This is a genomic window from Enterobacter sp. V87_3 (assembly GCF_029967835.1).
Lineage (GTDB): Bacteria > Pseudomonadota > Gammaproteobacteria > Enterobacterales > Enterobacteriaceae > Enterobacter > Enterobacter cancerogenus.
Genome location: NZ_JASCAM010000032.1, coordinates 25,708 through 52,560, shown reverse-complemented (window position 1 = coordinate 52,560; position 26,853 = coordinate 25,708). Strand labels below are relative to the sequence as shown.

The 26,853-nt window shown below is 52.6% G+C and carries 22 protein-coding genes and 2 pseudogenes; 15 read left to right on the top strand and 9 right to left on the bottom strand.

What is annotated here, in order from left to right:
- Positions 1-154: 154 nt before the first annotated feature.
- The 6 genes and pseudogenes from QLG21_RS20065 to QLG21_RS20040 all read left to right on the top strand — a co-directional run.
- On the top strand, positions 155-1,561 hold the full coding sequence (locus QLG21_RS20065; protein WP_039294301.1) for a Wadjet anti-phage system protein JetA family protein: 1,407 nt from the start codon (positions 155-157) through the stop codon (positions 1,559-1,561).
- Positions 1,551-2,222, top strand: coding sequence for a DUF4194 domain-containing protein (locus tag QLG21_RS20060; protein WP_137848790.1), 672 nt, complete (start codon positions 1,551-1,553; stop codon positions 2,220-2,222). Before QLG21_RS20065 ends, QLG21_RS20060 begins: the two co-directional genes overlap by 11 nt.
- Positions 2,206-5,718, top strand: a complete 3,513-nt coding sequence (locus QLG21_RS20055) for an SbcC/MukB-like Walker B domain-containing protein (protein ID WP_137848789.1) — start codon at positions 2,206-2,208, stop codon at positions 5,716-5,718. The genes QLG21_RS20060 and QLG21_RS20055 overlap by 17 nt, the downstream gene beginning before the upstream one ends.
- 1 nt (position 5,719) lies before the next feature.
- Entirely contained in the window at positions 5,720-6,958 is a 1,239-nt protein-coding gene (locus tag QLG21_RS20050) for a Wadjet anti-phage system protein JetD domain-containing protein (protein WP_212743966.1), read from the top strand.
- 255 nt (positions 6,959-7,213) lie between these two features.
- A complete protein-coding gene (locus QLG21_RS20045) occupies positions 7,214-8,191 on the top strand; it encodes a hypothetical protein (RefSeq protein ID WP_137848787.1) in 978 nt (325 codons plus the stop codon).
- Between the two features lie 326 nt (positions 8,192-8,517).
- Positions 8,518-8,607, top strand: a pseudogene (locus tag QLG21_RS20040) (integrase); the annotation flags it as partial.
- A 180-nt stretch (positions 8,608-8,787) separates the two neighbouring features.
- On the opposite strand, the pseudogene QLG21_RS20035 reads toward QLG21_RS20040, so the two are convergent.
- From QLG21_RS20035 to pth, 3 genes and pseudogenes are all read right to left on the bottom strand, one after another.
- A pseudogene (locus tag QLG21_RS20035) lies at positions 8,788-9,972 on the bottom strand (tyrosine-type recombinase/integrase).
- 214 nt (positions 9,973-10,186) lie between these two features.
- The gene (gene ychF / locus QLG21_RS20030) at positions 10,187-11,281 is read right to left on the bottom strand and encodes a redox-regulated ATPase YchF (protein WP_006175915.1); all 1,095 of its coding nucleotides are present in this window, start codon (positions 11,279-11,281) and stop codon (positions 10,187-10,189) included.
- Between the two features lie 126 nt (positions 11,282-11,407).
- Positions 11,408-11,992 carry an aminoacyl-tRNA hydrolase gene (pth, locus tag QLG21_RS20025; protein WP_006175913.1) on the bottom strand — a complete coding sequence of 195 codons (585 nt, stop codon included), beginning with the start codon at positions 11,990-11,992 and terminating at the stop codon, positions 11,408-11,410.
- A gap of 273 nt (positions 11,993-12,265) precedes the next feature.
- Here pth and ychH point away from each other — a divergent pair, with 273 nt between their 5' ends.
- Positions 12,266-12,541 carry a stress-induced protein YchH gene (gene ychH / locus QLG21_RS20020; protein WP_006175911.1) on the top strand — a complete coding sequence of 92 codons (276 nt, stop codon included), beginning with the start codon at positions 12,266-12,268 and terminating at the stop codon, positions 12,539-12,541.
- A gap of 56 nt (positions 12,542-12,597) precedes the next feature.
- Here ychH and dauA read toward each other — a convergent pair whose 3' ends face one another.
- The 4 genes from dauA to lolB all read right to left on the bottom strand — a co-directional run bounded on the left by dauA (position 12,598) and on the right by lolB (position 16,950).
- On the bottom strand, positions 12,598-14,277 hold the full coding sequence (dauA, locus tag QLG21_RS20015; protein WP_137273331.1) for a C4-dicarboxylic acid transporter DauA: 1,680 nt from the start codon (positions 14,275-14,277) through the stop codon (positions 12,598-12,600).
- Between the two features lie 124 nt (positions 14,278-14,401).
- Entirely contained in the window at positions 14,402-15,349 is a 948-nt protein-coding gene (gene prs / locus QLG21_RS20010; RefSeq protein ID WP_003856663.1) for a ribose-phosphate diphosphokinase, read from the bottom strand.
- Positions 15,350-15,472: 123 nt separating this feature from the next.
- Positions 15,473-16,342, bottom strand: coding sequence for a 4-(cytidine 5'-diphospho)-2-C-methyl-D-erythritol kinase (gene ispE / locus QLG21_RS20005; protein ID WP_282485084.1), 870 nt, complete (start codon positions 16,340-16,342; stop codon positions 15,473-15,475).
- The gene (lolB, locus tag QLG21_RS20000) at positions 16,339-16,950 is read right to left on the bottom strand and encodes a lipoprotein insertase outer membrane protein LolB (protein ID WP_006175902.1); all 612 of its coding nucleotides are present in this window, start codon (positions 16,948-16,950) and stop codon (positions 16,339-16,341) included. The genes ispE and lolB overlap by 4 nt, the downstream gene beginning before the upstream one ends.
- A 200-nt stretch (positions 16,951-17,150) precedes the next feature.
- Between lolB and hemA the strand changes: the two genes are divergently transcribed.
- From hemA to kdsA, 6 genes are read left to right on the top strand one after another with little or no spacing between them, the layout of a single operon-like run.
- Positions 17,151-18,407 (top strand): glutamyl-tRNA reductase, encoded by a 1,257-nt coding sequence (hemA, locus tag QLG21_RS19995; protein WP_042319992.1) that lies wholly within the window; start codon positions 17,151-17,153, stop codon positions 18,405-18,407.
- A 41-nt stretch (positions 18,408-18,448) separates the two neighbouring features.
- A complete protein-coding gene (gene prfA / locus QLG21_RS19990; protein WP_006175899.1) occupies positions 18,449-19,531 on the top strand; it encodes a peptide chain release factor 1 in 1,083 nt (360 codons plus the stop codon).
- Positions 19,531-20,361 carry a peptide chain release factor N(5)-glutamine methyltransferase gene (prmC, locus tag QLG21_RS19985; RefSeq protein ID WP_282485083.1) on the top strand — a complete coding sequence of 277 codons (831 nt, stop codon included), beginning with the start codon at positions 19,531-19,533 and terminating at the stop codon, positions 20,359-20,361. Before prfA ends, prmC begins: the two co-directional genes overlap by 1 nt.
- Complete coding sequence (gene sirB2, locus QLG21_RS19980) at positions 20,358-20,750, top strand: invasion regulator SirB2 (RefSeq protein ID WP_042320578.1); 393 nt, start codon at positions 20,358-20,360, stop codon at positions 20,748-20,750. The genes prmC and sirB2 overlap by 4 nt, the downstream gene beginning before the upstream one ends.
- Positions 20,751-20,753: 3 nt before the next feature.
- Positions 20,754-21,563 (top strand): invasion regulator SirB1, encoded by an 810-nt coding sequence (gene sirB1 / locus QLG21_RS19975; protein ID WP_006175892.1) that lies wholly within the window; start codon positions 20,754-20,756, stop codon positions 21,561-21,563.
- A 36-nt stretch (positions 21,564-21,599) separates the two neighbouring features.
- Positions 21,600-22,454: a 3-deoxy-8-phosphooctulonate synthase gene (gene kdsA, locus QLG21_RS19970; protein WP_058610239.1), complete on the top strand. Its 855-nt coding sequence runs from the start codon at positions 21,600-21,602 to the stop codon at positions 22,452-22,454.
- A gap of 73 nt (positions 22,455-22,527) precedes the next feature.
- On the opposite strand, the gene chaA is transcribed toward kdsA, so the two are convergent.
- Positions 22,528-23,628 carry a sodium-potassium/proton antiporter ChaA gene (gene chaA / locus QLG21_RS19965; protein WP_282485082.1) on the bottom strand — a complete coding sequence of 367 codons (1,101 nt, stop codon included), beginning with the start codon at positions 23,626-23,628 and terminating at the stop codon, positions 22,528-22,530.
- Between the two features lie 269 nt (positions 23,629-23,897).
- Between chaA and chaB the strand changes: the two genes are divergently transcribed.
- Entirely contained in the window at positions 23,898-24,128 is a 231-nt protein-coding gene (gene chaB / locus QLG21_RS19960) for a putative cation transport regulator ChaB (RefSeq protein ID WP_006175884.1), read from the top strand.
- Between the two features lie 177 nt (positions 24,129-24,305).
- Complete coding sequence (locus QLG21_RS19955) at positions 24,306-25,004, top strand: gamma-glutamylcyclotransferase (RefSeq protein WP_101738577.1); 699 nt, start codon at positions 24,306-24,308, stop codon at positions 25,002-25,004.
- Positions 25,005-25,025: 21 nt separating this feature from the next.
- Here the strand turns inward: QLG21_RS19955 and QLG21_RS19950 are convergent, their stop codons facing one another.
- Entirely contained in the window at positions 25,026-26,810 is a 1,785-nt protein-coding gene (locus tag QLG21_RS19950; RefSeq protein WP_282485081.1) for a methyl-accepting chemotaxis protein, read from the bottom strand.
- Between the last annotated feature and the right edge of the window lie 43 nt (positions 26,811-26,853).

Here is a 26,853-nt window from a genome sequence, read left to right as displayed (position 1 = left end):
AATATCTAAAATGTGCAGACATCCGAAAGTATAAGTTGGCACTGTATAAATATCTACTACCATTACTTAATAATGGGGTGTATAAAATATACATATAGCTATGTTGTACTTTCAGGTGAACTCAAAAAGTAACGAAAGAGCGTAGGACGATTCCGTGAGCTTTAACACACTCAATACCAATCTGTTTAAACCGATCTCGGGCGAGAATGGACGATCGATGCTTGCGTTATTAGTCGATCTCGATACTTTCTTGGATCCGACACAACTGGTAGATGAACCTACGCCGCAACAGGTACGGGTCTTTCTACGAGACTATATCGCCAATAAGAATTTGAGCCTTGAGATAGCGTCGGTTGAGTCAACGATAGGAAATCCCGCTCTGGAACATTATGTCTATAACCGGTTGCGAGATACGGGGTGGATTCGAGAAGAGCAGGAGAGCGGGTATCGATACGTCGTCTGGATGGCGCAAGATGCTCGTAGGCTGTTGAACTTCCTTGGCAATATGAGTGCTGAGCATCCCTCGTTAGGTGTGGTGTGTCTGGCGGTACGCTCGAACCTTTCTGAAGTGGTTAAAGACCCAACCAACGGATCGTTAGTGCGCAAAGCGGCTGATGACATGGAGGATTTCTTAAATCGACTCAGAGCTCTCGTGGGCAATATCCGCGAAATCCACCATGCAATTAGCGGTGGTTCCGTCCAAGGTAGTGGCCATTTCACTTTTTACTTTGAAGAATACTTGGCCGAACTCTTTCTACCCAATATTGAGAAACTCTCCCTGAAAGGAAACCCCAACCTTCATGCCAGTAAAATTCGTAAGCTAGTTAGCGATATCCGTTTCAGCTCAGAGCGCCTGGAAGCATGCGCTAGAGCCTATAAGCGTGATGATATTTCTAATCCTTCGGTTCAGCTTGTGGAAGCAGATCTAGATCGATTGAGCAAAGCGTTTGACGGAATTGCTCCACTGTTCAAGAAAACGCAGGACTATGCTCGTCGTATAACCCGGCAGATGTATGAGAAGATCAAGTATACCGTGCATACCCCAAGTAATATGGGGCAACAGATTCAGGCGCTGCTTGAGCGCATCGGGAGTGAAGCCTTGTTAGGCTCATTACCTAGCCCGTTGATAGGTGAAGAACTCCTTGCTGATTGCCGGTTGGCCACACCCAAGGCAAAGTCAATACTGCCTGTTCCGACGGTGCGCAGACAGCCAAAACCGTTGTGGGAAAAACGGGCATACAACCAGCTCAAGCAAGAACATATCAGTTTCCAGAAATGCGACCCTACACGTGTTGCCAACTTCATTGAATCGAATCTTGGAGAGCGAGTACAGATGACCACGGATGATCTTAGGATCGATACCGCTGATGACATGATGGCAGCGCTTCATTTGCGCCTTTTGGCACAAGGCATATCGAAAACTCATCCACTTTTTTCTCTGCAGTCCATGTACTGCGTTGAGTTCGATGAAGGGGAGTGGACGGACCTTAAACAGATGGCCGGTCGTCGCATCATAATTCGTCGGATCGTCACTATGGAGAAACGCACACATGACCAGTGAAATTGTGCTCAGAGAGTTGAAAGATATCGAGGCCAAGACATCTGCTGACTATGCCGATAGCTTACGTAACACGGCAGCATACCTACTGCAGAAGCAATGGGTATGGAAGGGAAAACGCGGCCAAAAAGAGCACTTCAAGTTGTGTGAGGATAATCTGGCTTATTTTAACAAGCTTTTTGATGGGTTGGATATGGGGTGGTACTACGATCGTAACTTCGGTTATGCGGGGATTTTACCGCGTGGTTCTGGTAAGCAACTGGATATCACCTCTACGCTGTTCCTGCTCATTCTACGGAAAATGTATGACGCTGAAGCGTCGATGGGACGTACGGAGCTTGGGTGTGTAACACCGCCAACGGTCGAGCTTCTTAATCAGTACGAACATGTCAGGGGGGAGATGCCCCCCATAACAGAAACCAATAATGCCCTGGAGAACCTAAGGAAGAAGGGAATTATTGAACTCGGAATTAAAGACCCCGATACCAAACTCCACGAGTTGACCGTTCTCCCTAATATTACCCGTGTGGTCGATCAAACCTATGTGGGCATGCTTAACCGCTTTATGGATAGTTACACACCTGAATCTGCGTCTGGCGAAGCGGTTTTCGAAGGAACTGATGATCTTGAGACACTGGAGGTCTACGATGACAGTGCAGAATAACCCCATACAAGCACATATTCTTCATAATGTGGTGTTGGCGCAGTGGTATCTGTTTGAACTGGAGACGATCCATCTCAATGCTCCAGCCACGCTAGTATCAGGCGAAAACGGAGCGGGAAAAACAACGATTTTTGATGCGATCCAGTTTGTTCTGATGGGGGGGGATCAACGTAAAACCCGCTACAACTCTGCCTCTGAAACCAAAACCTCTGGGCGTTCTGCGCGTAGTTATGCGCTGGGCGAGTTCAAAGAAAACGATGCAAAGAGTTGCCAACGTGAGAATGCCAATACTTACATTTTCTTAAACTGGTACGATAATCATCAATGTCCTTACGCTTTTGGACTGTCTGTTTATGCCAACAGTCAGTCACCAAACATTGAGACCCGCGGGCATATCATTAAAGGCCGCCACATTACTGAAGCTGATTTACTGTCCGGGGATGACGCCTTTCTACCATGGCGTGACTTTGTTGACCGCATGAAACAGGATGCCAAAGAGCGTCATGGTGCGATGAGCTATGAGTTGCTTGACAGTGCGCGGACGATACGTGAAAAAATGGCTGAGGCGATGTCGGTTAATCAGACGCGCAGCGCCAAAATTGAACCTGATTTATTGGTTAAGACATTATCAAATGCGTTACAACTGAAAATGGACAGCCCGATTGATCCATTTATCAGGGACTTTATTCTTCCTCCCGACCTCATTGAAACCTATCAATTGCGCGAAGATCTTCTTGAGCACCAGCGTATTGAGGCGGAAATCGCACGTGCCGAGAGCCACAAAAATGCGCGCGAGTTACTGATTGCCGAAGCGAAGAAGCTTACCCGGCATTACGCCAATGCCCACCATGCTCTTTGGGTTTCGCAAGAGGCCGATACTGTTCGGCTCAATGAAGAACTTGGCCGCACAGAAGATGCTCAAATAGCTGCGCAAGAGCGCCAGACAGCAGCTAAACGCACCATTGACAGAGAAGAGCCACGACTGCCGGAGCTGAAACAATGTCGTGATGATGCCCTGATCGCGTGGCAAAATTCTGATGCTGCAAGTCTGAGTAGAGCCGTTGATGCTGCAAAAAGCGCCGTTTCTAAATCCACAAACAGTCTTACCAACCGAATATTTTCACTGCAAAATGCTGTGCGTGAAGTTATCCGTCAACGATTTCCTGACACGCTGGGTATCCAGAGTTTCGAGCTATTAGCCCGGCACTGGGCGACATCCGTGGACATTCTCAATCGGGCAGGCATTGAGAGCCTCTCAGCATCGGAACATGAGAATACGCTTAAGGTAACCGATAAACTTAAAAGCGCAAAAAAATTACTGGACGAGATAGCTGAACGTATAGAAGTGGCTGATAAAAATGTGAGCCACGACTTAACACAAACCATGCATGAATGTAAGGCCTTGCAGGTGCGTATTGAACGGCTGAGAAAGGGACTTTCGGACATCAATCCGGCGACGGCTAAGGTCATCGAATTACTCAAACAAGAGAGAATAGAATCCATGCCCGTCTGTGACCTCTGTGAGATCGCTGATAGAGACTGGCAAGAAGCAGTGGAGTCGTACTTGGGTCCGAATCGCGAAGCACTGGTGGTGAGTGTACGTGATTTTGACCATGCATTGGAAGTGTACGAAGTTGCACAGAAGCGAGAGCCGCAACTCAAACGAGTACGCATGATTAACCCTGATCATGCTTTAGCCGCCAACAAAGCGCCCACTGAAAGAATGGTTTCAAAGCTGATCGAAACCAGCGATCCGATCGCTCGTGGTTTTATGAACATCATTCTGGATAGAACTAAGATGGCGGCAACGCGCGATGAACTACGAAGAGAGCGCAAAGCGCTAATGGCATCAGGCCTTGCGACCGGTAGTGGAACGGTGGGCGGTACCGCTCATATTCGCGGGTTATTGATGGGGAAACAGGCTAAAGCTGAGCAGCTTAAGCTCCTGGAGCATGAACGGGATGTGCTCGCACAACGGCTCTCTGGCGTTGAGAGATCAGCACAAACGCTGAGCAGGCTTAACCGCAACTGGGCTGGGCTATCTACATCTATTGTGGAGGGCTCATCGTCCGTACGGGAAAATAGTATCCGCCTGATGCAAGATAAAAAAGCATTGTCTGCCGCTCAGGAACAGTTGAAACCGCTGACATCGAAAGATGAACAGCTCAAAGCCGCAAAGGCGCAGGCTGACGACAATTATGAAGCATGTAATACGGCGATCATCAATGCCACGGCCGAACAAAAGAACGCTATTGCAACGTTAAATAACTTGAACACCGAGATTGAAAGCCTCTCAAAAAATAGGGACGAGGCAGAACGAATCCGCAGTGAAACAGAAAAATCTCCTATACACAATACCGCCAAAGCAGATGAATGCTGGCAAACTTATGAGCAGAAGTTTGGGGGCGAAGAAGGATGCTATTCCCTGATTCGAAACAAAGCCCAGAATGAGGCTCAGGTTGAACGGGAGAAGGCGCTCAATACACGTGGAGATCTGTATTACAAGGTCGTTAGATTCACGACAGACTTTGCAGAGGATATAGCGAATCGTCAGGCGCTTCTTGAAGCCGCAAAAACTGATAACGTGAATACAGAGGCGTACCACTTTATTGAGGCAGATTGTACGGAATGGGTTGAGCGTATCCTGGCAGCACAGCTTTTAGTGCATCGTCAGGCGGCCCGGGAAGCTGCTGAACAGATGGAAAAAAACTTTCGAGGCATCATAGTAGGGGAGCTTCAAAGCCGCTTTGAGCAGATGAGATATACCTTCAATCAACTCAATAACTTGCTCAAGAAAGTCCCGTTTCACGACCACATCTACAGCTTCCACTTCAAGGTTCGCGAGATAGAGAGCTTGCGCACCGTCTACGAGTACATTACGACTGCAGATAGAGAAGAGACCGAGTTAGTTGGGACAATGTTCGAAACAGTATCAGAACATCCTGCTATAGACCTGTTGAAAGAGGCATTGCTCAGTGGTGACGATCTAATTAATGAGATCAGTGATTATCGCAGTTTCTTCACCTATGACATGAAGATGCGTAACCCTGACACCGGGACTGAGCGCAGCGTGGCAGATATGCAAAGCACAGGTTCAGGCGGAGAGCAACAAACACCAGCGTATATTGCGCTGGCTGCGAGTTTTATGAACGTTTACAAGATTAGTGGTCATTCAGATCGAGGGGCGTCTTTGGTACTCCTTGATGAAGCGTTCAATAACATGGATGGTGGCAATGCGAGCGCAGCAGTGGCCTTTCTCAAAGAAATCGGGTTGCAATTACTGATTGCTGCCCCGCCAGAAGTGACTCTGAAAATTGGTAAAGAGATGGATCAAATTTATACCATTTGCCGTGAGGACAGAGATGTGGTGATTGACCACACGCAGATTTTCGAGGCAGGTCAGGATCTTATAGACCAACGTAATCCAGTTTACCATCCAGAGCTTGTGGCTGAACGCGCTGCTGAATTGAAAGCTAAAGCCGAGATGGTTGAATGATATGAACTCTTATGTTGAGAAGTTCATCAATCAATTGATCAAGAAGATAGATAAACCAGAAGGTGTGGAACTTGAGTGCAGGATACGTATCACAGATCACGCCTATCGTTGGTACTTCGCCCTCAATAATAGTACCAAAACGGCGTTGCATAAGACGTTGGAATCCATTGCATACTTGAATATCCACTATCAGCGTAAAGTCGCGCTGGGAGCGTTTAAACATATTGAGTATATCCAGATCGTTGATGGCTACAGATTAATGGATAGTCAGGGAGTTATACCACAGGCTGATGAAATCAAAGTTTCATTTCGGCATTTAGAGACAACGGTGTTCAATGTACCTTGGTGGGATAATACGAAGCTGGAGATTGCCAAGGAATGGTCGAGCAACAAGACGTTTTGTGGTGTGAATCGCAACCAGGCAGACCGACTTTTTGATGCAATGAAAGTTATTGAGTGGATCGTTCAACTGCCTGTCTCTGAGAATGTTCCCGATATTCGGACCCTCAGTGCCATGTTGTATGGCAACTCCAAGAAGTTAGAATGTAAGAGCTTTTCCGGTCTTATTCGAAAGTTGATGTTGCCGCATATTGACGATGATGTTGTGGATTTGCTTGACGATGGCGTTAAGCTGCTGGAGTATTTTGGGATTAGTAAATACCCAATACCAATGCGTTTCAAAGCCAATGGGTTGTTGCATTGCAGGGGGATTATCGATTTATCTGCACTCCACTACGGAATCGGTGTTTCCCCGGATGAAGTCAAAGGCATTGTGTGGGGACAACGGCCACCCTATGTGCTTTTCATTGAAAATCGTGCTAGTTTCGAGCGGTATGTGCGCGAAATTGATGATTTGGGTGTGATTATTTACACCGCCGGCTTCCCGCCGCGCTCTTGGGTACATGTAATAGAGATCATTATCGCTGAACTGCGTATGGAGATACCGATTTACCATTGGGGTGATCGAGATGCCGGTGGCTATCGTATTCTTGCATTTTTGGCGAAGCGACTTGATATTGATATTCAGCCATATCTGATGGGGGTGGAGGCTGAAGCATTGACTCAGGCTGATGATGAGCTCGTTGATAAACCTATAGTCGAATTAATGCAGGCGCTGGAGTCAGCAAAGCACTATCCAGCTATTTTAGCGCTTTATAGAGATCTAGCGAAACTCCAAATTAAGAATCTACCTTGGATCGAGCAGGAGCAGATAGCCCCTGTTAGCCCTCAGAAATATTGAAAGTTCTCCCTATTCGCTGATATTTCATGTCATTATGTCGGGATCTCAAAATTGCGTGGAACTAAAAGGGGGGTGCTTACAATAGCACTTAAAAGGATATGCCTACCTCCAATACTCATTTGCAAATGATGATGTGTGTCAGGCGGAGATTGAGGGAGTGAAAAAGAGCTCCCTGTAACTAATTGTGCGAAAAGCCTCATGAACTGGCGCTTTTGCTGATGCTATAATTAAAAGTATTGTGTTTATGGAGGGGTTATGAATTCACGCGATGAACCTGGTTCGTTTGGTTTGCCTGAAGGAGAGAAGGGCGAAATAATTTCCATGATAAATTTTGGTGAGTTTATGGAGGTTTACACAGAAGAATCTACATATAAACTCATGACTCCAGATAGTATTGATCCTGAGAGAGAACATCAAAATGTGCCTTGGATATACACTAAAGTTTCTGATTTTGGAGCATCTAACCCCTTGGTTGCTAATACAGTAATTCTAACTGATGAATTTTTACGGCAACTTTACTCCAATGAAGATAGTAACCGCATTCAAATCATTGGTAAGGCCAGAGACATTAAAAATGTTCTGTTGAATTATTTGCTGTCTTTGCAGTCTTTAATAGATAATTCAAATATTGAAATCAATAAATTTATTGATAATGAAAATGTCATGAACGGCAAGGCTCATGCTTACTTCCCTCAGCTAAAAGGTCTTGATGGATATGCAACGGATTTTTTAATTTCAGCTAAGCGATGCATTCAGGAAGTTTCTGTGATGGTGAATTTTTTCTTACCATTAAAGAGCAAACATGGGCGAATTGATAGGTTGTTACAGGATGTAAAGGCCAATCACCAGGATGCGACAATGCTAATTAATGTTCTAAACGAGCACTTGCCGATGTGTGAGCATATATATAGCCTTAGAAATGCTCAGGAACACGCCGCCACAACTGATACACCATTGATAGTTAATAACTTTAAATTTGAAAATGGAAACGAATTAAATCCTCCCAAATGGGGGTTAAAAGGACAGGGGTTTAAGTATGTTCATGAAGAAGCAAATGAAATACTTTTGTTTCTGATTACATTCTTCGAAGAAGTATTTTTGTCATGTGTGACTTTGGCTTTCCCTACATTCCCAAAATATGAAATAGTTTTTAATAAAAATCCAGTGAAAGCGAACCCGGTGCGCTACAATCTCCATTTATCACTTCCAGATGAATTTATTAATAAAGAGTAGAAATACGCTTCTTAAGTAAACTTATAATGTGGTTGGGTATACTAATTTTTATAGCATGTATCTGTTGTTAACTAATGCAGCTTATGCCCATCACATTGGTGTAAGCCGCCAGACCGTCTATGACTGGGTGGTGAAGGGGGAGGCAGTGATCTCCTGTAGCAAGATTGACGTTGAAGGTACTAAACAAATGCAACATGGCAACGACCGTTCTGGGGGCAATGGCTAGCTTGTCCTGTCTACTTCACAGGTGATTGAATGGATTTATACCAGTCAAGATAAGTTGACTGCGCACAAAGCCAAGATGAAGCGAAACAACTGCTGGAAGCCGCCCCCACGAATTCCTAAATCCCCTGACACTGGAAGAGTATCGGCTGGTGGCTGAAATCACGGAAATCTCAAAAGGTTCGTGGAACTAAAATGGGTCTATTTACATTATTAGAGGGATGGAAAACAGAGAGATTATAACGCTGGATGAGTACAGCAAACAATATTCACAAAATCAGATGGTTACTAAAGCATAGGCTAAAGTGTGGTTTTTATAATTTCATGGGGCATTATCTTTAATAATCAGTATAAACACACCAATGCATCATCGTTTACGAAACATCAGCACTGCTGTCAGTACTGCTTACCCATTCATCAAGTTTATCAGCCCATTCCTGCATCATCACTTTACGCTCATCAAGATAAGTTGCATGGTTGTACGTGCGACGAACATTGTTGGTATCAGCGTGTGCAAGTTGAGCTTCAATAGCATCAGGTCGATAGCCCATTTCGTTTAAACGCGTACTTCCTGTAGTTCTGGTAGCATGGGGGCTATAAATGCTACTCCAACCGAGGCTTTTAAGTAGCTGGCGCAGAGAGTGCGATGTCATCGGGCCACGTGGGTTATCTCGGCCCGGGAAAAGGTGCTGTCGATGCCCGGTTAATCCTTGTAGCGTTCTAAGAGTTTTGACAGCTTGAGAGGGCAGGGGAATAACGTGTTCTCTGCGAGCTTTCATTCGCGCTGCTGGAATGGTCCACAGGGCGTTATCAAGATCGAATTCTGTCCATTCTGCTTCGGTGGCTTCTGCAGGACGCGCCAATGTCCACCACATAAGCCACATGCAATAGTTAACCTGATACGAGCCGCGACTATTATCAAAACAGCTTAATAGCTTCCCGATTTGCTGTGGGTTTAATGCCTGTTTGTGCTGTGTCTTATTTGCCGGAATCGCCTTACGCACTGGCCAGACAGGATCGCTATCAGCTCTAAGCGTCGCGACTGCCAACACAAAAACTGATGAAATGGTGCGACGGGCTTCAGCGGCAACATTCGGTGCTCCTCGTTTAGCAGTTTCCTGAAGAATTTTAAGAATGTGGTGTGGGGTTATCTCTCTGACCGGGAGCTTACCGATTGCGGGAAAGACCACATGTTCAAGCATATCCAGTCGCCGCGTTTTGGTGATTTCGGCCCAGTCTTTCATCTGCAACCACTCTTTGGCGATTAGCTCAAAGGTGTTGGATGCGTCGTTGATCTTGCGAATCTTATCTAACTGACGAGCCTGTGTTGGACTAACTCCATCCGCGACCTGCTTTCGCGCTTGCTCGCGAGCTTCTGCAAGTTTGACCGTCGGGTAATCACCTAGCGCAAACATGCTGGATTTACCGTTGAGTTTAAACCGATAGCGCCAGGCCTTTTTGCCCCTGGGTTACACTTCGAGGTAGAGACCGTTGAAATCATTAAGTCGATAGAGTTTTTCTTTCGGCTTGGCAGTGCGGCTTTGCGTATCGTTGAGCATAACGGGGCCTTTTTTATTTATTATACCGTTATTGTACTGACTTAAAATGAAGATGGAAGAATGTTGTACTCATCCATGTACTCTTTTTTGACAGCGTTGTTACGAGATGAATTGCGACATTGTGAAATGAAAAATCCACGCAATTGCGTGGATTTAATAGGGTTTCGCCGTTGTTATGAGATTCAGCGAAACCTCATGAGACAACAAAACTAATTTAGACGTTGAACAGGAAGTTCATCACGTCGCCATCTTTCACGATGTAGTCTTTACCTTCCGCACGCATCTTACCGGCTTCTTTCGCGCCTTGCTCACCCTTGTAGGTGATGAAGTCTTCAAACGCGATAGTCTGTGCGCGGATAAAACCTTTCTCGAAGTCGGTGTGGATCTTACCTGCCGCCTGCGGAGCCGTTGCACCAACAGGGATGGTCCAGGCACGCACTTCTTTCACGCCAGCGGTGAAGTAGGTTTGCAGGTTCAGCAGCTCGTAGCCCGCGCGGATCACGCGGTTCAGGCCTGGCTCTTCCAGACCCAGCTCGGCCATGAACTCGTCACGGTCGGCATCGTCCAGTTCAGCGATATCAGATTCAACGGCTGCACACACGGCAACCACCACAGAGCCTTCCGCCGCGGCGATTTCGCGCACTTTGTCCAGGTATGGGTTGTTCTCGAAACCGTCTTCGTTGACGTTAGCGATATACATGGTTGGCTTCAGGGTCAGGAAGCTCAGGTATTTGATCGCCGCCTTATCTTCTTCCGTCAGGTTTTTCAGTGCGCGCAGCATGCCAGCATTTTCCAGCTGTGGCAGGCATTTTTCCAGCGCGGCCAGCTCGGCCTTCGCGTCTTTGTCGCCGCCTTTGGCTTTCTTCTGCACGCGGTGAATCGCGCGCTCGCAGGTGTCGAGGTCAGACAGCGCCAGCTCGGTATTGATCACGTCGATGTCATCAGCCGGATCCACTTTATTGTTAACGTGGATGATGTTGTCGTTTTCAAAGCAACGCACAACGTGGCCGATCGCTTCGGTTTCGCGGATGTTGGTCAGGAACTGGTTACCCAGACCTTCGCCTTTGGACGCCCCTTTTACCAGGCCCGCGATGTCCACGAATTCCATGGTGGTAGGCAGAATGCGCTGCGGCTTAACGATTTCCGCAAGCTGATCGAGACGCGGGTCGGGCATTGGAACGACGCCGGTGTTGGGTTCGATGGTACAGAACGGGAAGTTCGCCGCTTCGATACCCGCTTTGGTAAGCGCATTAAACAGGGTGGATTTGCCCACGTTTGGCAGACCGACGATACCGCATTTGAATCCCATTTCTAAATCACCTTAATATCTTGATAATCAATCCGTTAGCGTTAACCGATTGAAGAAAAGTAAATAACTACGCCTATTATACACGTAACCCGCACGGTGCGCGGTAAAAATGCCAAACGGCGCGGATTATTGCGCTTTAAAGGCGTGAAGACGGTTCGTTGCCTTTGTTAAGCCATCCTGCAGCCAGATTTCGGTGCAACGCACGGCTTCGTCTACCGCCTCGTCAATTAATTTTTGCTCAGAAACCGGGGGTTTACCGAGCACAAAGCCAACAACTTTGTTTTTATCGCCCGGATGGCCGATTCCCACGCGCAAACGGTGGAAATTGGGATTATTGCCCAGCTTGCTGATAATGTCTTTCAGACCATTATGGCCGCCGTGACCGCCGCCGAGTTTGAACTTTGCCACGCCCGGCGGCAGATCCAGCTCATCGTGGGCAACCAGAATTTCATCCGGATTGATGCGATAAAACGTCGCCATCGCCGCGACCGCTTTTCCGCTCAGGTTCATAAAGGTGGTAGGCACCAGCAGACGCACGTCCGCACCGGCAAGGTTGATGCGCGAGGTGTAGCCATAGAATTTCGGCTCTTCTCGAAGGGGAGCACGTAATCGTTCAGCCAGCAGGTCGACGTACCAGGCACCCGCGTTATGGCGGGTGGCCGCATACTCTGCGCCTGGGTTAGCAAGGCCGACAATCAGTTTAATCGTCACGATTCATTTCCTAATGGGTTCTGGATCCGGGGCGTAGTTTACTGTCTGGCGAGGCGCTTGACAAAGTTCTGCGCCAGGAACGCCAAAAGATGAATAATTGCGGATCTGAACCATTAGAATTTCAAGCTGTACAGGGGCTTATTTGTAAACTTTTGTCTGGGCATGTTCCGTAAATGTGATCATTCACTCAACTCATATAAGCCCTGTTGTCTATACTTTACACACAAGGAATAGGGACTTATTCCCTACAACCCAAGGTTCCGGAGGTGACACATGAAACGCAAAAACGCTTCGTTACTCGGTAACGTGCTGATGGGGTTGGGACTGTTCGTGATGGTAGCCGGTGTGGGTTATTCTATTTTAAACCAATTGCCGCAGCTTGACCTCCCGCAATACTTCGCGCACGGCGCGGTGCTGAGCATTTTCCTCGGTGCGGTGTTGTGGCTGGCAGGTGCTCGCGTCAGCGGCCATGAGCAGGTGAGCGACCGATACTGGTGGGTGCGCCATTATGATAAACGCTGCCGCCGCGACCAGCATAAGCACAGCTAACAGAACGGATTTAAGAATATGCGAACGACTCCTTTCGGAGTCGTTTTTTTTATGGATTACAGATCGGCTAATGCGGCGTCACGGTTAGGATAAAAGGCGAGGCGGCCAGGGATCGGCTGTACGCCCGCGCGCGCCATGGTGCGCAGCGGCTGAAACTCAAGGTTGCTAATCCGCAGCTCGCAGCCTTCCGGCAGACGGGCAACAAACCGCTGGAAGGCATCAAGACCGCCAGCATCCAGTACCGGGACGGCATCCCACTTCAGCACCACAATGCGTTTGCCCGCGATGCGCGATTCCAGCTCGCTGAACAGCCCCTCTGCGGCGGCAAAGAACAGCGGGCCGATCACGCGCAGCACCAGAACATCGTCAGGCACTTCAACGTTAACCGCTGAAAGGCGCGTCATCTGCGCGATGCGGCGCATAAACAGCAGCGAGGCCAGCACAATGCCAACGCTGATGGCGATCACCATATCGAACAGCACGGTCAGCGACATACAGATCAGCATGACGATGATGTCGTCTTTCGGCGCACGACGCAGCAGGTTCACGACCTTATGCGCCTCACTCATGTTCCAGGCGACCATCAGCAGCAGGGCGGCCATAGCGGAAAGCGGCAGCCAGGAGAGCAGCGGGGCGAGGATCAGCAGGGCCATGATCACAAGCACAGAGTGAATGACCGCTGAAACCGGTGACGTTGCACCTGCGCGGACGTTCGCGGCAGAACGGGCAATCGCCGCCGTAGCGGTAATGCCCCCGAAGAACGGCGCAATGATATTGCCCAGGCCCTGGCCGACCAGCTCGCTGTTCGCTTTATGTTTGGTGCCGGTCATGCCATCCAGCACGACGGCGCACAACAGCGATTCAATCGCCCCCAGCATCGCCATCGAGAACGCGGCAGGCAGCAGCGCTTGCAGAGAATCCCAGCTCAGGGTAAAGCTCGAGCCGGGCATGTCCCACGGCAGCACCAGTTGCGGCAACAGTTGTGGGATGCCGTTACCCTGTGAGCCGTCTGCCAGAATATAGTGGAACTGCGAGCCGATGGTCGCGACGTGGCCGCCGAGCAGATTCACGACGCCCATCACCGCGCAGCCCAACAGCAGGGCAGGCAGATGCCCCGGAAGGCGAATCCCCAAACGCGGCCAGACGATCAGCGTGCCGAGGGTCACAATCCCGATGGCGGCGTCGCCCAAATTAGCCGTTGGCAGCGCCATAAACAGCGCGCCCACTTTCTGCAAATAGTGTTCCGGGACATGCGCCATCTGCAGGCCGAGAAAATCCTTGATCTGCATGGTCCCGATGGTGATACCAATCCCGGAGGTGAACCCCAGCGTCACGGAAAGGGGAATATATTCAATCAGGCGGCCAAAGCGGGCCAGACCGAACAGAATGAGAAAGACGCCGGACATCAGGGTGGCGACCAGCAGCCCTGCCAGACCAAACTGCTGAGAAACCGGATAGAGGATCACCACAAAGGCGGCGGTGGGACCAGACACGCTAAAGCGCGACCCGCCGGTCAGGGCAATCACTATCCCGGCAACGGCCGAGGTGTACAGCCCGTACTGCGGCGCGACGCCGCTACCAATCGCCAGCGCCATTGCTAGCGGGATGGCAATAATGCCGACGGTAATCCCGGCAATCAGGTCACGGACAAAGCGTGACGAGGTGTATTTCTCTTTCCAACAGGCGTCGATGAGGGCGCGAAAGGGAAGAACATGTGAGGAAGTGACGTTTTTCACAATTATCTATCATCCGTGTGCGCATCATCTGTCATATAAATGGCAGGTGAAGGAGGCATTAGTCATACAAATAAAATACAGAGACAAAAAAACCCGCCGCAGCGGGTTTTTCGGCCGTGTTCGATTAGTGTTCGAACATTGCAGAGATGGATTCTTCGTTGCTGATACGACGAATCGCTTCTGCCAGCATCCCGGACAGGGTCAAGGTGCGCACGTTTGGCAGCGCTTTGATCTCGTCGCTCAGTGGGATGGTATCGCACACCACAACTTCGTCGATAACGGAGTTGCGGAGATTATTCACCGCATTACCGGAGAAGATCGGGTGAGTCGCGTAGGCGAATACGCGTTTAGCACCACGCTCTTTCAGCGCTTCCGCCGCTTTACACAGCGTACCGCCGGTATCGATCATGTCATCAACCAGCACGCAGTCGCGACCAGCAACGTCACCGATGATGTGCATCACCTGAGAAACGTTAGCGCGCGGACGACGCTTGTCGATGATCGCCATGTCGGTATCGTTCAGCAGCTTAGCGATGGCACGGGCACGTACCACACCACCGATATCCGGAGAAACCACGATTGGGTTGTCCAGGTTCAGCTGCAGCATGTCTTCCAGCAGGATTGGGCTGCCGAATACGTTATCAACCGGAACATCGAAGAAGCCCTGAATCTGCTCTGCGTGCAGGTCAACGGTCAGAACGCGGTCAACGCCCACGCTTGAGAGGAAATCAGCAACCACTTTTGCGGTGATAGGTACACGCGCGGAACGGACGCGACGGTCCTGGCGAGCATAGCCGAAGTAAGGGATTACAGCAGTGATACGTCCTGCAGAAGCACGGCGCAGGGCATCGACCATAACAACCAGTTCCATCAGGTTGTCGTTGGTTGGAGCACAGGTGGACTGGATGATGAAAATATCACCACCGCGTACATTTTCATTGATTTGTACGCTGACTTCGCCGTCGCTAAAGCGACCTACAGCGGCGTCGCCGAGGGAAGTGTACAGGCGGTTGGCAATACGTTGTGCTAGTTCCGGGGTGGCGTTACCAGCAAAAAGCTTCATATCAGGCACGAGATAACCTCAGGCATGCGTCCAGTGGTGGATAGCTTCGCCGCAAACTGCGGGGCCTAAGCGAAAGCTATCCAGGCGGTGTATTAAAGAGCGCGATGCAACGTCTGGAACAGGGTGACGTTGTCACCGAAACTCAGTCTGCGCCAGAATGGCATGCTGTAGCGGGGAGGTATTCATCCCGCGCGCTACAAAACCATGCAGCCAAACCGGCGCTTGCTCAAGCACCTGACGAGCGGCGGACTCGGTGTCAAATTCAGCAAAGACACAAGCCCCTGTGCCAGTCAGGCGCGACGGCGCGTATTCTAACAGCCAGGAAAGCACGGCATCAACCTCGCGAAAACGTTTTCTTGCGATAACCTCGCAATCGTTGCTGAATTCACATTTTAATAACGTTTCTATTGACCGCGTCGGGGTATTTCGCGGCAGGTCCGGATCGTTGAAGATGACGGGCGTGGGAATGCTCACGCCAGGATGGGCAATCAGATACCACTTTTCCGGCGGCTGTACCGGCGAGAGCACTTCGCCCACGCCTTCTGCAAATGCGGCATGGCCCCGCACAAACACCGGGACATCTGCGCCCAGCGTCAACCCCAGAGTCGCCAGTTCGTCTTTCGACAGGCCACAGCCCCAGAGATGATTTAACGCCACCAGAATCGTTGCCGCGTTGGAAGACCCACCCCCCAGGCCGCCGCCCATGGGCAGACGCTTCACAATGCTAATATCTGCTCCGCTTCCGGCAGGTAAACGCCCGGTGTCGTGCGCTGCCTTCATCAGCAGACGCGCGGCGCGCACAATCAGGTTATCTTCCTGTTCCACGCCGTCCACTGGCGTGAGGAGGCAGATCTGCCCGTCCTGGCGCAGGTCGATGGTGATCGTGTCGCCGTAATCGACAAACTGAAACAGCGTTTGCAGGGTGTGATACCCGTCAGCTCGCCGCCCGGTAATGTATAAAAACAGGTTAAGTTTTGCTGGAGAGGGCCACTGGGTCATCATTTCACGATCCAGTTGTCCATTTTCAGCTTGATGCGCTGGCTGCCCTGCGTCAGCTCCATATTTGACGGCAGTGACGGCTGCGTTTTGCTGTCATAGGCGCTGTACACCACTTTCCAGCTTTTGCCGTTCTGGGTGTAGTTCACCTGGCTCAGACGGTATTGATCGTCAAGGGTGTAATCCGTCGCCTCGCCCGGCAGGCCCAGGATCCACTGGCGCAGGCTGTTGAGCGGGATCGGCATCCCGGTCAGCTTGCCAATCATCTCTTCGGCATCGGTCGCGGTGTAGTGCTGGCCTTTATTGTCGGTGATCTGCGCTTCACCCGGTTTAGCAATAAGCTCCAGCTCGGTGCTGCCAAGCGGGTTCAGCAGCAGCAGGCGATAGTGATCCTGCCCGGTTTGCTGCCAGAAGAAGCGTGCATACACTTTTTGATCGTCGGAGAGATAGGCAAACGCACCGCGCGTCTGGTACTGACTCAGTTTCAGCACGTCCTGCTGGTGCTGACGCCACTGCGGTGAGTCAGGGCTTTTGCCTGGCCCTTTAGGAGGGGTGATAGAACACGCGGTCAGAACCAGGGCCGCCAGAGGCAGCAGGCGAATCAGTCGGGTCATAATGATGACAAATCCTTGAGATACGTTGCAGTTATAACTGTTAATGCTAGCGTCCCGCAGTGGCAGCGTCTACGTTCAAATTGTCTCAAAGCGCGTTGTAAGCTATTACTCCGAAAGGATGCGGTCTCTTTTATTGATCTCGCGCATCCTGTATGATGCGACCTGCTAACCTTATTAACGCTGGTACTACTCCCGCTCACATGACCCTATTAGCACTCGGCATTAACCACAAAACGGCCCCGGTTTCGCTGCGAGAACGCGTTACGTTTTCGCCGGATACGCTCGACCTGGCGCTGGACAGCCTGCTTGCACAGCCGATGGTGCAGGGGGGCGTGGTACTCTCGACGTGCAACCGTACCGAGCTTTATCTGAGCGTAGAAGAGCAGGACAACCTGCACGAAGCGCTGATCCGCTGGCTTTGCGACTACCACAACCTTAACGAAGAAGAGCTGCGCAACAGTTTGTACTGGCATCAGGACAACGACGCGGTCAGCCACCTGATGCGCGTGGCCAGCGGTCTCGATTCGCTGGTGTTGGGCGAGCCACAGATCCTCGGTCAGGTGAAAAAAGCGTTTGCGGATTCACATAAAGGGCATCTTAAGGCCAGCGAATTGGAACGCATGTTCCAGAAATCATTCTCCGTGGCGAAGCGTGTGCGAACCGAAACCGACATTGGTGCCAGTGCGGTTTCTGTTGCTTTCGCCGCCTGTACCCTGGCGCGCCAAATCTTTGAGTCGTTATCGACCGTGACGGTGCTGCTGGTGGGCGCGGGTGAAACCATAGAACTTGTGGCGCGACACCTTCGCGAACACAAAGTGAAAAAGATGATTATTGCCAACCGCACCCGTGAACGCGCGCAGGTTCTGGCGGAAGAAGTGGGTGCCGAGGTGATTGCGCTGAGCGACATCGATGAACGCCTGAAAGAGGCAGACATCATCATCAGTTCTACCGCCAGCCCGCTGCCGATCATTGGCAAGGGGATGGTGGAACGCGCGCTGAAATCCCGCCGTAATCAGCCGATGCTGCTGGTGGACATCGCCGTCCCGCGCGATGTCGAACCTGAAGTCGGCAAACTGGCAAACGCCTATCTTTACAGCGTGGACGATCTGCAAAGCATCATTTCGCACAACCTCGCCCAGCGTAAAGCGGCGGCGGTGCAGGCGGAAACCATTGTTGAGCAGGAAACCAGCGAGTTTATGGCCTGGCTGCGCGCGCAAAGCGTCAGCGAGACCATCCGCGACTATCGCGGACAGGCCGAACAGGTGCGTGATGACCTGACGGCTAAAGCGTTGGCTGCCCTTGAACAGGGCGGAGACGCAAGCGCTATCATGCAGGATCTGGCCTGGAAACTGACCAACCGCCTGATCCATGCACCAACCAAATCACTTCAGCAGGCCGCCCGGGACGGGGATGATGAACGCCTGACTATTCTGCGCAACAGCCTCGGGCTGGAATAGCGCCCTATACCCATTTTCCATTACAAGGTGCACTTACGCCTATGAAGCCTTCTATCGTCGCCAAACTGGAAGCTCTGCACGAGCGCCATGAAGAAGTCCAGGCGCTGCTCGGCGATGCCGGGACCATTGCAGACCAGGAACGTTTTCGCGCGCTGTCGCGGGAATACGCGCAGTTAAGTGATGTATCAAAATGCTATACCGACTGGCGACAGGTCCAGGACGATATTGAAACCGCGCAGATGATGCTCGACGACCCTGAAATGCGTGAAATGGCGCAGGAAGAGTTGCAGGACGCCAAAGCGCGTTCTGAAGAGATGGAGCAGCAGCTCCAGGTGCTCTTACTGCCAAAAGATCCGGATGATGAACGTAACGCCTTTGTTGAAGTGCGCGCCGGAACCGGTGGTGACGAGGCGGCGCTGTTTGCCGGTGACCTGTTCCGCATGTACAGCCGCTATGCTGAAGCGCGTCGCTGGCGCGTCGAGATCCTGAGCGCCAACGAAGGCGAACACGGTGGTTTTAAAGAAGTTATCGCCAAGATCAGCGGCGACGGCGTGTACGGGCGACTGAAGTTTGAATCGGGCGGCCATCGCGTGCAGCGCGTACCGGCAACGGAATCCCAGGGGCGTATCCACACCTCGGCCTGTACCGTTGCGGTGATGCCTGAGCTGCCGGAAGCCGAACTGCCGGACATTAACCCGGCGGATCTGCGTATCGACACCTTCCGCTCCTCGGGCGCGGGCGGTCAGCACGTTAACACCACTGACTCCGCGATCCGTATTACCCACCTGCCGACTGGCATCGTGGTGGAGTGTCAGGACGAGCGTTCCCAGCACAAGAACAAAGCCAAAGCCTTGTCCGTACTGGGCGCACGTATCCGTGCCGCCGAAGTGGCGAAGCGCCAGCAGGCGGAAGCCTCTACCCGTCGCAACCTGCTGGGCAGTGGCGATCGCAGCGATCGTAACCGCACCTACAACTTCCCGCAGGGGCGCGTAACCGATCACCGCATCAACCTGACGCTCTACCGCCTGGATGAAACCATGGAAGGTAAGCTCGATATGCTGATTGAGCCTATCGTACAGGAATACCAGGCCGACCAGCTGGCGGCCCTGTCCGAGCAGGAATAATGGATTTTCAACACTGGTTACGCCACGCCGCCAGTGCGCTTTCAGAGAGTGAAAGCCCTAAACGCGACGCCGAAATTTTGCTGGAGCATGTGACGGGGAAAACCCGTACCTGGCTGCTTGCCTTCGGCGAGACGGCGCTGACCGCAGAACAGGAAGCGGCGCTTTCGGCGCTGCTTGCCCGCCGTAAGACCGGTGAGCCGGTGGCGCACCTGGTCGGCGAGCGCGAGTTCTGGTCGCTGCCGCTGTATGTCTCTGCCGCTACGCTGATCCCCCGCCCGGACACCGAGTGTCTGGTCGAACAGGCGCTGGCCCGTCTGCCAGAGCAGAGTACGGCGATCCTTGATCTGGGTACCGGCACCGGCGCGATTGCCCTGGCGCTTGCCAGCGAGCGTCCTGATTGCAGCGTAACGGCCGTCGATCTGATGCCTGATGCGGTCGCGCTGGCGCAGCGCAACGTCCAGCGCCTTGAGCTGTGCAACGTGACGGTGCTGCAAAGCAGCTGGTTCAGCGCGCTTGAGGCGCGCAGCTTTGGGATGATTGTCAGTAATCCCCCCTACATCGACGAAAAAGACCCCCATCTGGCGCAGGGTGACGTTCGCTTTGAGCCGCGCACGGCGCTGGTGGCCTCCGGCGAGGGGCTTGCCGATCTCGATCACATTGTGACAACGTCACGACAACATTTGCTTCACGGCGGCTGGCTGCTGGTGGAACATGGCTGGACCCAGGGCGAGGCGGTGCGTGACCTGTTCACCCGCGCGGGCTACACGGGCGTCGAAACCTGTCGTGATTATGGCGGCAACGAACGCCTGACGCTGGGTCAATGGGCATGAGTCTTTTTACCGTGCTGATTACCGTCCACCTTGTGTGTGTCGCGTTGACGATAGCGTTCTTTATCGTCCGCTACGCGTGGCGTTACAGCAATAATCCGTTGATTGACGCCCGCTGGGTGCGTATTGCGCCGCACTGTATCGACACACTGCTGTTCCTTTCCGGGGCCGGGTTGATGTGGAAAACGGGCTATCTGCCATTTACTGATAAAGGCGCATGGCTGACTGAAAAGCTGTTTGGCGTTATCATCTACATCGTTTTGGGTTTTATCGCGCTTGGGCGTCGTCGTCCGCGCAGCCAGCAGACCGGGTTTATCGCCTTTCTGCTGGGTTTGGTGGTGCTGTACATCATCATTAAACTCGCCACCACAAGAATACCGATACTGGGGTAAGTCATGAGGTCCTTAGCCGATTTCGAATTTAATAAAGTGCCGCTCTGCGATGGCATGATCTTGATTTCAGAGATGATCCGCGACGACTTTACGTCGCAGTTCGTTTACGCGGAGCTGGAGAAGCTGGTCAGCCTGGCGCGTGAGGAGATCAATCAGGCGCGTCCGCAGGACTGGCAGCTTGAAAAGCTGGTGGAGCTTTTCTACGGCGAATGGGGTTTTTGCGACACGCGTGGCGTGTATCGCCTGTCTGACGCCTTATGGCTGGATCAGGTTCTGAAAAATCGTCAGGGTAGCGCCGTCGCGCTGGGCGCTATTTTACTGTGGGTCGCCCATCGTCTGGATATTCCGCTGGTGCCGGTCATCTTCCCGACGCAGATGATCCTGCGGGCGGAGTGGCTGGACGGTGAGATGTGGTTAATCAATCCGTTTAACGGCGACACGCTGGATGAACACACGCTGGACGTCTGGCTTAAAGGCAACATTAGCCCGGTCGCCGAGTTGTTTAACGAAGATCTCGACGAAGCGGATAACGCAGAAGTGATCCGCAAGCTGCTCGATACGCTGAAGTCCGCGCTGATGGAAGAGCGGCAGATGGAGCTGGCCTTACGCGCAAGCGAGGTGCTGCTGCAGTTTAACCCGGAAGATCCGTATGAAATTCGCGACCGTGGGCTTATTTATGCCCAGCTCGACTGCGAGCATGTGGCGCTGAATGATTTGAGTTATTTCGTTGAACAGTGTCCGGAAGATCCGATTAGCGAAATGATTCGCGCGCAGATTAACGCGATCTCGCACAAACAAATTACACTGCATTAATCTTAATTCCGATTCACACCTGAATAAGGCGATCCTATGAAACAAAAAGTGGTTAGCATTGGTGATATCAACGTGGCAAACGACCTGCCGTTCGTGCTGTTTGGCGGTATGAACGTGCTGGAATCCCGTGATCTCGCGATGCGTATCTGCGAGCACTACGTGACCGTGACCCAGAAACTGGGCATCCCGTACGTGTTCAAAGCCTCTTTTGATAAAGCCAACCGCTCCTCCATCAACTCTTACCGTGGCCCGGGCCTGGAAGAGGGGATGAAAATTTTCCAGGAGCTGAAGCAGACCTTTGGCGTTAAAGTGATCACCGACGTGCATGAAGCCTCACAGGCGCAGCCTGTTGCAGACGTGGTAGACGTTATCCAGCTGCCTGCGTTCCTGGCGCGCCAGACCGACCTGGTGGCGGCGATGGCGAAAACCGGTGCCGTTATCAACGTGAAGAAGCCGCAGTTCGTGAGCCCAGGGCAGATGGGCAACATCGTGGATAAGTTTATCGAAGGCGGTAACGACCAAGTTATCCTGTGCGATCGCGGAGCCAACTTCGGCTATGACAACCTGGTGGTTGATATGCTGGGCTTTAGCGTGATGAAGAACGTCTCTAACCAGTCTCCGGTGATTTTCGACGTAACCCACGCTCTGCAGTGCCGCGACCCGTTTGGTGCGGCGTCCGGCGGCCGTCGTGCTCAGGTTACCGAACTGGCGCGCGCCGGTATGGCGACAGGTCTGGCGGGCTTGTTCATTGAGGCGCACCCGGATCCCGCCAACGCCAAGTGCGATGGCCCGTCCGCGCTGCCGCTGGACAAACTGGAACCCTTCCTGAAACAGATCAAAGCGATTGACGATCTGGTGAAGAGCTTCGACGAGCTGGATACCAGCAACTAATAAAAAACCCGCTTCGGCGGGTTTTTTTATGGCGTTTATTGCCGGGTGGCGCTGCGCTTACCCGGCAAACACGCTACGCAAATATCGTCATCAAATACGCAATAAACAGCGCCATGTGCGCCGCACCGTTCAGCACGTTGGTGCGCCCGGTCGAGAACGAAATCTGGCACAGCAGCAGGGAGGCCAGCATCACAATCATCTCCGGCGCGCCCAGCGCAAACTGCAGGTCATTACCCGTCATAAAGGCAATTAAGGTCACCACCGGCACGGTGAGGGAGATCGTTGCCAGCACCGAACCGAAGAACAAGTTCATGGCGCGCTGCACCTGATTGTTCAGCACCGCTTTCAGCGCACCCAGTCCTTCCGGAGAGAGAATCAACAGCGCTACCAGGAAGCCGGTAAAGGCAACCGGGGCATTAAGCTCGGTTAACAGCGTTTCAAGCGGGTTTGCGTTCATCTTGGTCACGGCGATAACCGCAACCAGATGCACGATCAGCCAGACGGTGTGCCACGCGCTGCTGTGTGCCGAGGGTTTGCCGTGATGCGGATCATCGTCGTCGCCGTCATCTTCATGCTCATAGACAAACAGGCTCTGGTGCGTTTTGGTCTGGATCAGCAGGAACACGCCGTACATGGCTGCGGAAATCAGGGCAACCAGCAGCGCCTGCCCGGTGGTAAAGTTCGCCCCCGGCAGCGCCATCGGGAAGACCAGCACAATGATTGCCAGCGGGAAAAGGGCGATCAGGTACTGTTTAATGCCAAACAGATTCATATATTGGGTTGCGAATTTACGTCCGCCCAGTAACAGCGAAAAGCCCACCAGACCGCCGGTCACAATCATGATGATGGAATACAGGGTGTCGCGCATCAGCGTAGGCGCGGCGTCGCCCGTTGCCATCAGGGCGGAGATCAGGCTGACTTCGAGAATAACGACCGAAAGGCTTAAGATTAAGGAGCCGTACGGTTCGCCCAGGCGGTGGGCTAATACGTCGGCATGGCGGACTACGCTAAAGGCGCTGGTTAAGATCCCGACCAGCGCAAGGGTATTGATACCAACCACCACTGGCAGTGACTGACTGCTTCCCCAGAAGAGCAGCACAGCCAGTGCCAGAACCGGGAAAATGAGTGACGTCTCCTTGTGGCGGGTCTTAACCGCCTCGTGTGCTGCTGTCATGTGCTTCTCCATCAATGCAGGTGTTGTCATTATAGATAGAATTTTAAGGTCAATAAACTAACAGAATTCTGCTATTTCCCCTTTATTTTTTACTTAATTTTACCCTTTTAGCAGAAATTTAAGGATGATGGTCAAAAAGATCATTTTTAGGAGAATACTTCATAAATAACAGGTAATTAATATTTGTATTAATCCAAATTCTTAATCGGCGTGGCAACCTGTGGCATCGTCGTCCACACTTAACCTTTTACACAAAAGTGAGGTAAACCATGCCCTATAAATCGAAAAGCGAACTGCCCGATAGCGTACAGCACGTCCTGCCAGCCCATGCCCAGGATATTTACAAAGAAGCGTTTAACAGCGCCTGGGATCAGTATAAAGATAAAGATGACCGCCGGGATGATGCCAGCCGGGAAGAGACCGCCCATAAAGTCGCCTGGGCGGCAGTGAAAAATGATTACGAGAAAGGAGACGATGATAAATGGCATAAAAAGAAATAGCCGCGAAACCCTTACCTGGCCCTGTTTTGACTTTTAAGGCGGTTGAACTTCCGTTGTATTGCAACTGGCCCGCGAATTGCTTATCGTTAATCCCCTGCTGGTAAAATGACCAGTAGATAATGTCGGGAAGGCGGATTACAGCGGTCGCAAGGAAGCATGCAGTGGCGGAGGTATAAAGTGTTAACGCGTGATTTCTTGATGAAAGCGGATTGTAAGACGGCATTTGGTGCTATTGAGGAATCGCTTCTCTGGTCGGCTGAACAACGTGCGGCGTCGCTCGCTGCCACGCTTTCCTGCCGTCCTGACGATGGCCCGGTATGGATCTTTGGCTACGGTTCGCTGATGTGGAACCCGGCCCTCGAATTTGTCGAATCGGCGACGGGCACGCTGCCCGGGTGGCATCGTGCGTTTTGCCTGCGCCTGACCGCGGGCCGCGGCAGTGCCTGTCAGCCAGGGCGCATGCTTGCACTGAAAGAGGGCGGACGCACCACGGGCGTGGCCTACCGTCTGCCGGATCCCACGCTGCAGGAGGAGCTGACGCTGCTCTGGAAGCGCGAGATGATCACCGGGTGCTACATGCCCAGCTGGTGCAAGCTGGAACTCGACGACGGCCGCACCGTCAACGCGCTGGTGTTTATCATGGACCCACGCCATCCACTGTATGAAGCCGATACCCGCACGCAGGTGATTGCTCCGCTGATCGCGGCCGCCAGCGGCCCGCTGGGCACTAACGCGCAGTACCTTTTCTCCCTCGATCAGGAGCTGACCCGCCTTGGCATGAAAGATGATTGCCTGAATGAGCTGGTGGTGAAGGTGAAAGCGCTGCTGGAAGGGAATGCGCCGGGGCTGTGCCTGACCCCGGCGGGCGCGCGTTAACGCCTTCGCGCGCCAGAACGGTTAAATGCGGAAATGCCCGGCCGTTTCCGCCAGATCGCCCGCCTGGCTCTGCAGGGCGCTGGCCGCAGCGGCCGACTCGACCACCAGTTCCGCGTTCTGCTGCACCATCCGATCCAGATGCGTCACCGCGTGGTTTATCTCGTGAATACCTTTCATCTGCTCACTGGTGGCGATGGAGATTTCGCGCATGATTCCCGAGACGCTGCCGATGCTGGCCCGGATCTCATTCATGCTGTCACCCGCCAGATGCACATAGCGCGATCCGGTTGACACGCTGTCGGTGGTGGAGTCGATAAGCGATTTGATCTCTTTCGCCGCCTGCGCACTGCGGCTGGCAAGGTTACGCACTTCCCCGGCCACCACGGCAAACCCACGTCCTTGCTCGCCGGCGCGCGCCGCTTCGACCGAGGCATTCAGCGCCAGAATGTTGGTCTGGAAGGCAATACCGTCAATCACGCTGGTGATATCGCCAATTTTTGCCGACGCCACCTCAATCGACTGCATGGTACTGATGGCCTGGGAAACCACCTCGCCCCCGCGAGAAGCGGCGGCGGAGGCCTTGCTCGCCTGATCGTTGGCTTGCGCCGCTGACGCATTGGACTGAGTCACCGACGCGGTGATCTGCTCTACGGCGCTAGCCGTCTCACGCAGGCTGGAGGCGGCCTGCTCGGTGCGCCCCGAAAGATCCTGGTTGCCTGCGGCAATCTCCTTAGCCGCATTCTTCACGGATGCGCTGGCATCGCGCAGTTGCACCATCACCACCGAGAGTTTGTCGCTGAAGGCGTTAAACGCCTGGGCGATTTGCGCTACCTCATCGTCGCCATTGTCCGGCAGACGCTGCGACAGGTCATTGGTGCCGTTGGCGATGCTGTGCATCGCGTCGCGGATATTCGACAGCCTTTTCAGCAGACGGGCAATGGCAATGTGAACCACCGCGCCGCTCAGCAAGACCAGGATCACCAGCGACAGCGCAGAGGCCTTCAGCAGCGCGCGCATGCCGGAAGTGGCATCGTTGTTGTCCAGCGCCACAATCAGCATCCAGTGCGTGCCGGGAATGGCCGTCGCCACAAAGGTTTTCGCTATGCCGTTAAACGTGCCGTCGACGGGCGCACCGTTTTTCAGGGCGGCAAAATCGACCCCTTTAACGGATTCACCGAACGGTTTGAGCGTGAGCGCCGCGTCGTTGGCGGCAATCACGGTGCCATCGCTGTCGACCAAAAGCCCGCTGCTCTCAGGCGTTGGATGAATACCGCGCACGTTCGCCACCACGCTGTCCATGGCTACATCACCGGCAACAACCGCTTTCAGCACGCCATTCTCTTTCACCGGGACGGCAAACGTCACCACCAGCTTACCGGTGCCGGCGTCGACGTACGGGGCGGTAACCACAGGCGCGTCGGCGCTGACCACCTGCTGATACCACGGGCGGATGGTCGGGTCGTAATCCGCCGGAACCCCCGCAGGATCCGAGAACTTTGCCGTTTTGCTGGCATAGCCAACGTAGACGTTTGTAAATCCACCCGCCTGCGCGAGCTGCTTAAAGGTCGGAACCGGATCGTCGCTCAGCGCCACGCTCTGCGCGGAAGCGATCACGGTCATTTTACCCTTTACCCACTCCGCAATGGCCATGTTATGGCTGGCGCTGGTGCTGGCGAGGATATCCCGCTGCGACTGCTGGTTATCCTGACGCGTGACCTGAAAGTTGATGATGGTGTTGAGAAGAAGGGCGACGACGAGACAACCCGTCGTCGCGGCGATAATGCGAGCGCGAATGGATCTGAACATAAGTGAAATACCTGCTGTGTTGTTTACATGCCTATCGGCAATG

Bases quoted from the DNA above. Each gene is read 5' to 3' on its own strand.
- QLG21_RS19950 (WP_282485081.1), bottom strand. From the start codon at position 26,810: ATGTTCAGATCCATTCGCGCTCGCATTATCGCCGCGACGACGGGTTGT.
- kdsA (WP_058610239.1), top strand. From the start codon at position 21,600: ATGAAACAAAAAGTGGTTAGCATTGGTGATATCAACGTGGCAAACGAC.
- QLG21_RS20055 (WP_137848789.1), top strand. From the start codon at position 2,206: ATGACAGTGCAGAATAACCCCATACAAGCACATATTCTTCATAATGTG.
- sirB2 (WP_042320578.1), top strand. From the start codon at position 20,358: ATGAGTCTTTTTACCGTGCTGATTACCGTCCACCTTGTGTGTGTCGCG.
- ychF (WP_006175915.1), bottom strand. From the start codon at position 11,281: ATGGGATTCAAATGCGGTATCGTCGGTCTGCCAAACGTGGGCAAATCC.
- sirB1 (WP_006175892.1), top strand. From the start codon at position 20,754: ATGAGGTCCTTAGCCGATTTCGAATTTAATAAAGTGCCGCTCTGCGAT.
- prmC (WP_282485083.1), top strand. From the start codon at position 19,531: ATGGATTTTCAACACTGGTTACGCCACGCCGCCAGTGCGCTTTCAGAG.
- lolB (WP_006175902.1), bottom strand. From the start codon at position 16,950: ATGACCCGACTGATTCGCCTGCTGCCTCTGGCGGCCCTGGTTCTGACC.
- ychH (WP_006175911.1), top strand. From the start codon at position 12,266: ATGAAACGCAAAAACGCTTCGTTACTCGGTAACGTGCTGATGGGGTTG.
- QLG21_RS20060 (WP_137848790.1), top strand. From the start codon at position 1,551: ATGACCAGTGAAATTGTGCTCAGAGAGTTGAAAGATATCGAGGCCAAG.
- QLG21_RS20045 (WP_137848787.1), top strand. From the start codon at position 7,214: ATGAATTCACGCGATGAACCTGGTTCGTTTGGTTTGCCTGAAGGAGAG.
- chaB (WP_006175884.1), top strand. From the start codon at position 23,898: ATGCCCTATAAATCGAAAAGCGAACTGCCCGATAGCGTACAGCACGTC.
- QLG21_RS20050 (WP_212743966.1), top strand. From the start codon at position 5,720: ATGAACTCTTATGTTGAGAAGTTCATCAATCAATTGATCAAGAAGATA.
- prfA (WP_006175899.1), top strand. From the start codon at position 18,449: ATGAAGCCTTCTATCGTCGCCAAACTGGAAGCTCTGCACGAGCGCCAT.
- chaA (WP_282485082.1), bottom strand. From the start codon at position 23,628: ATGACAGCAGCACACGAGGCGGTTAAGACCCGCCACAAGGAGACGTCA.
- ispE (WP_282485084.1), bottom strand. From the start codon at position 16,342: ATGATGACCCAGTGGCCCTCTCCAGCAAAACTTAACCTGTTTTTATAC.
- hemA (WP_042319992.1), top strand. From the start codon at position 17,151: ATGACCCTATTAGCACTCGGCATTAACCACAAAACGGCCCCGGTTTCG.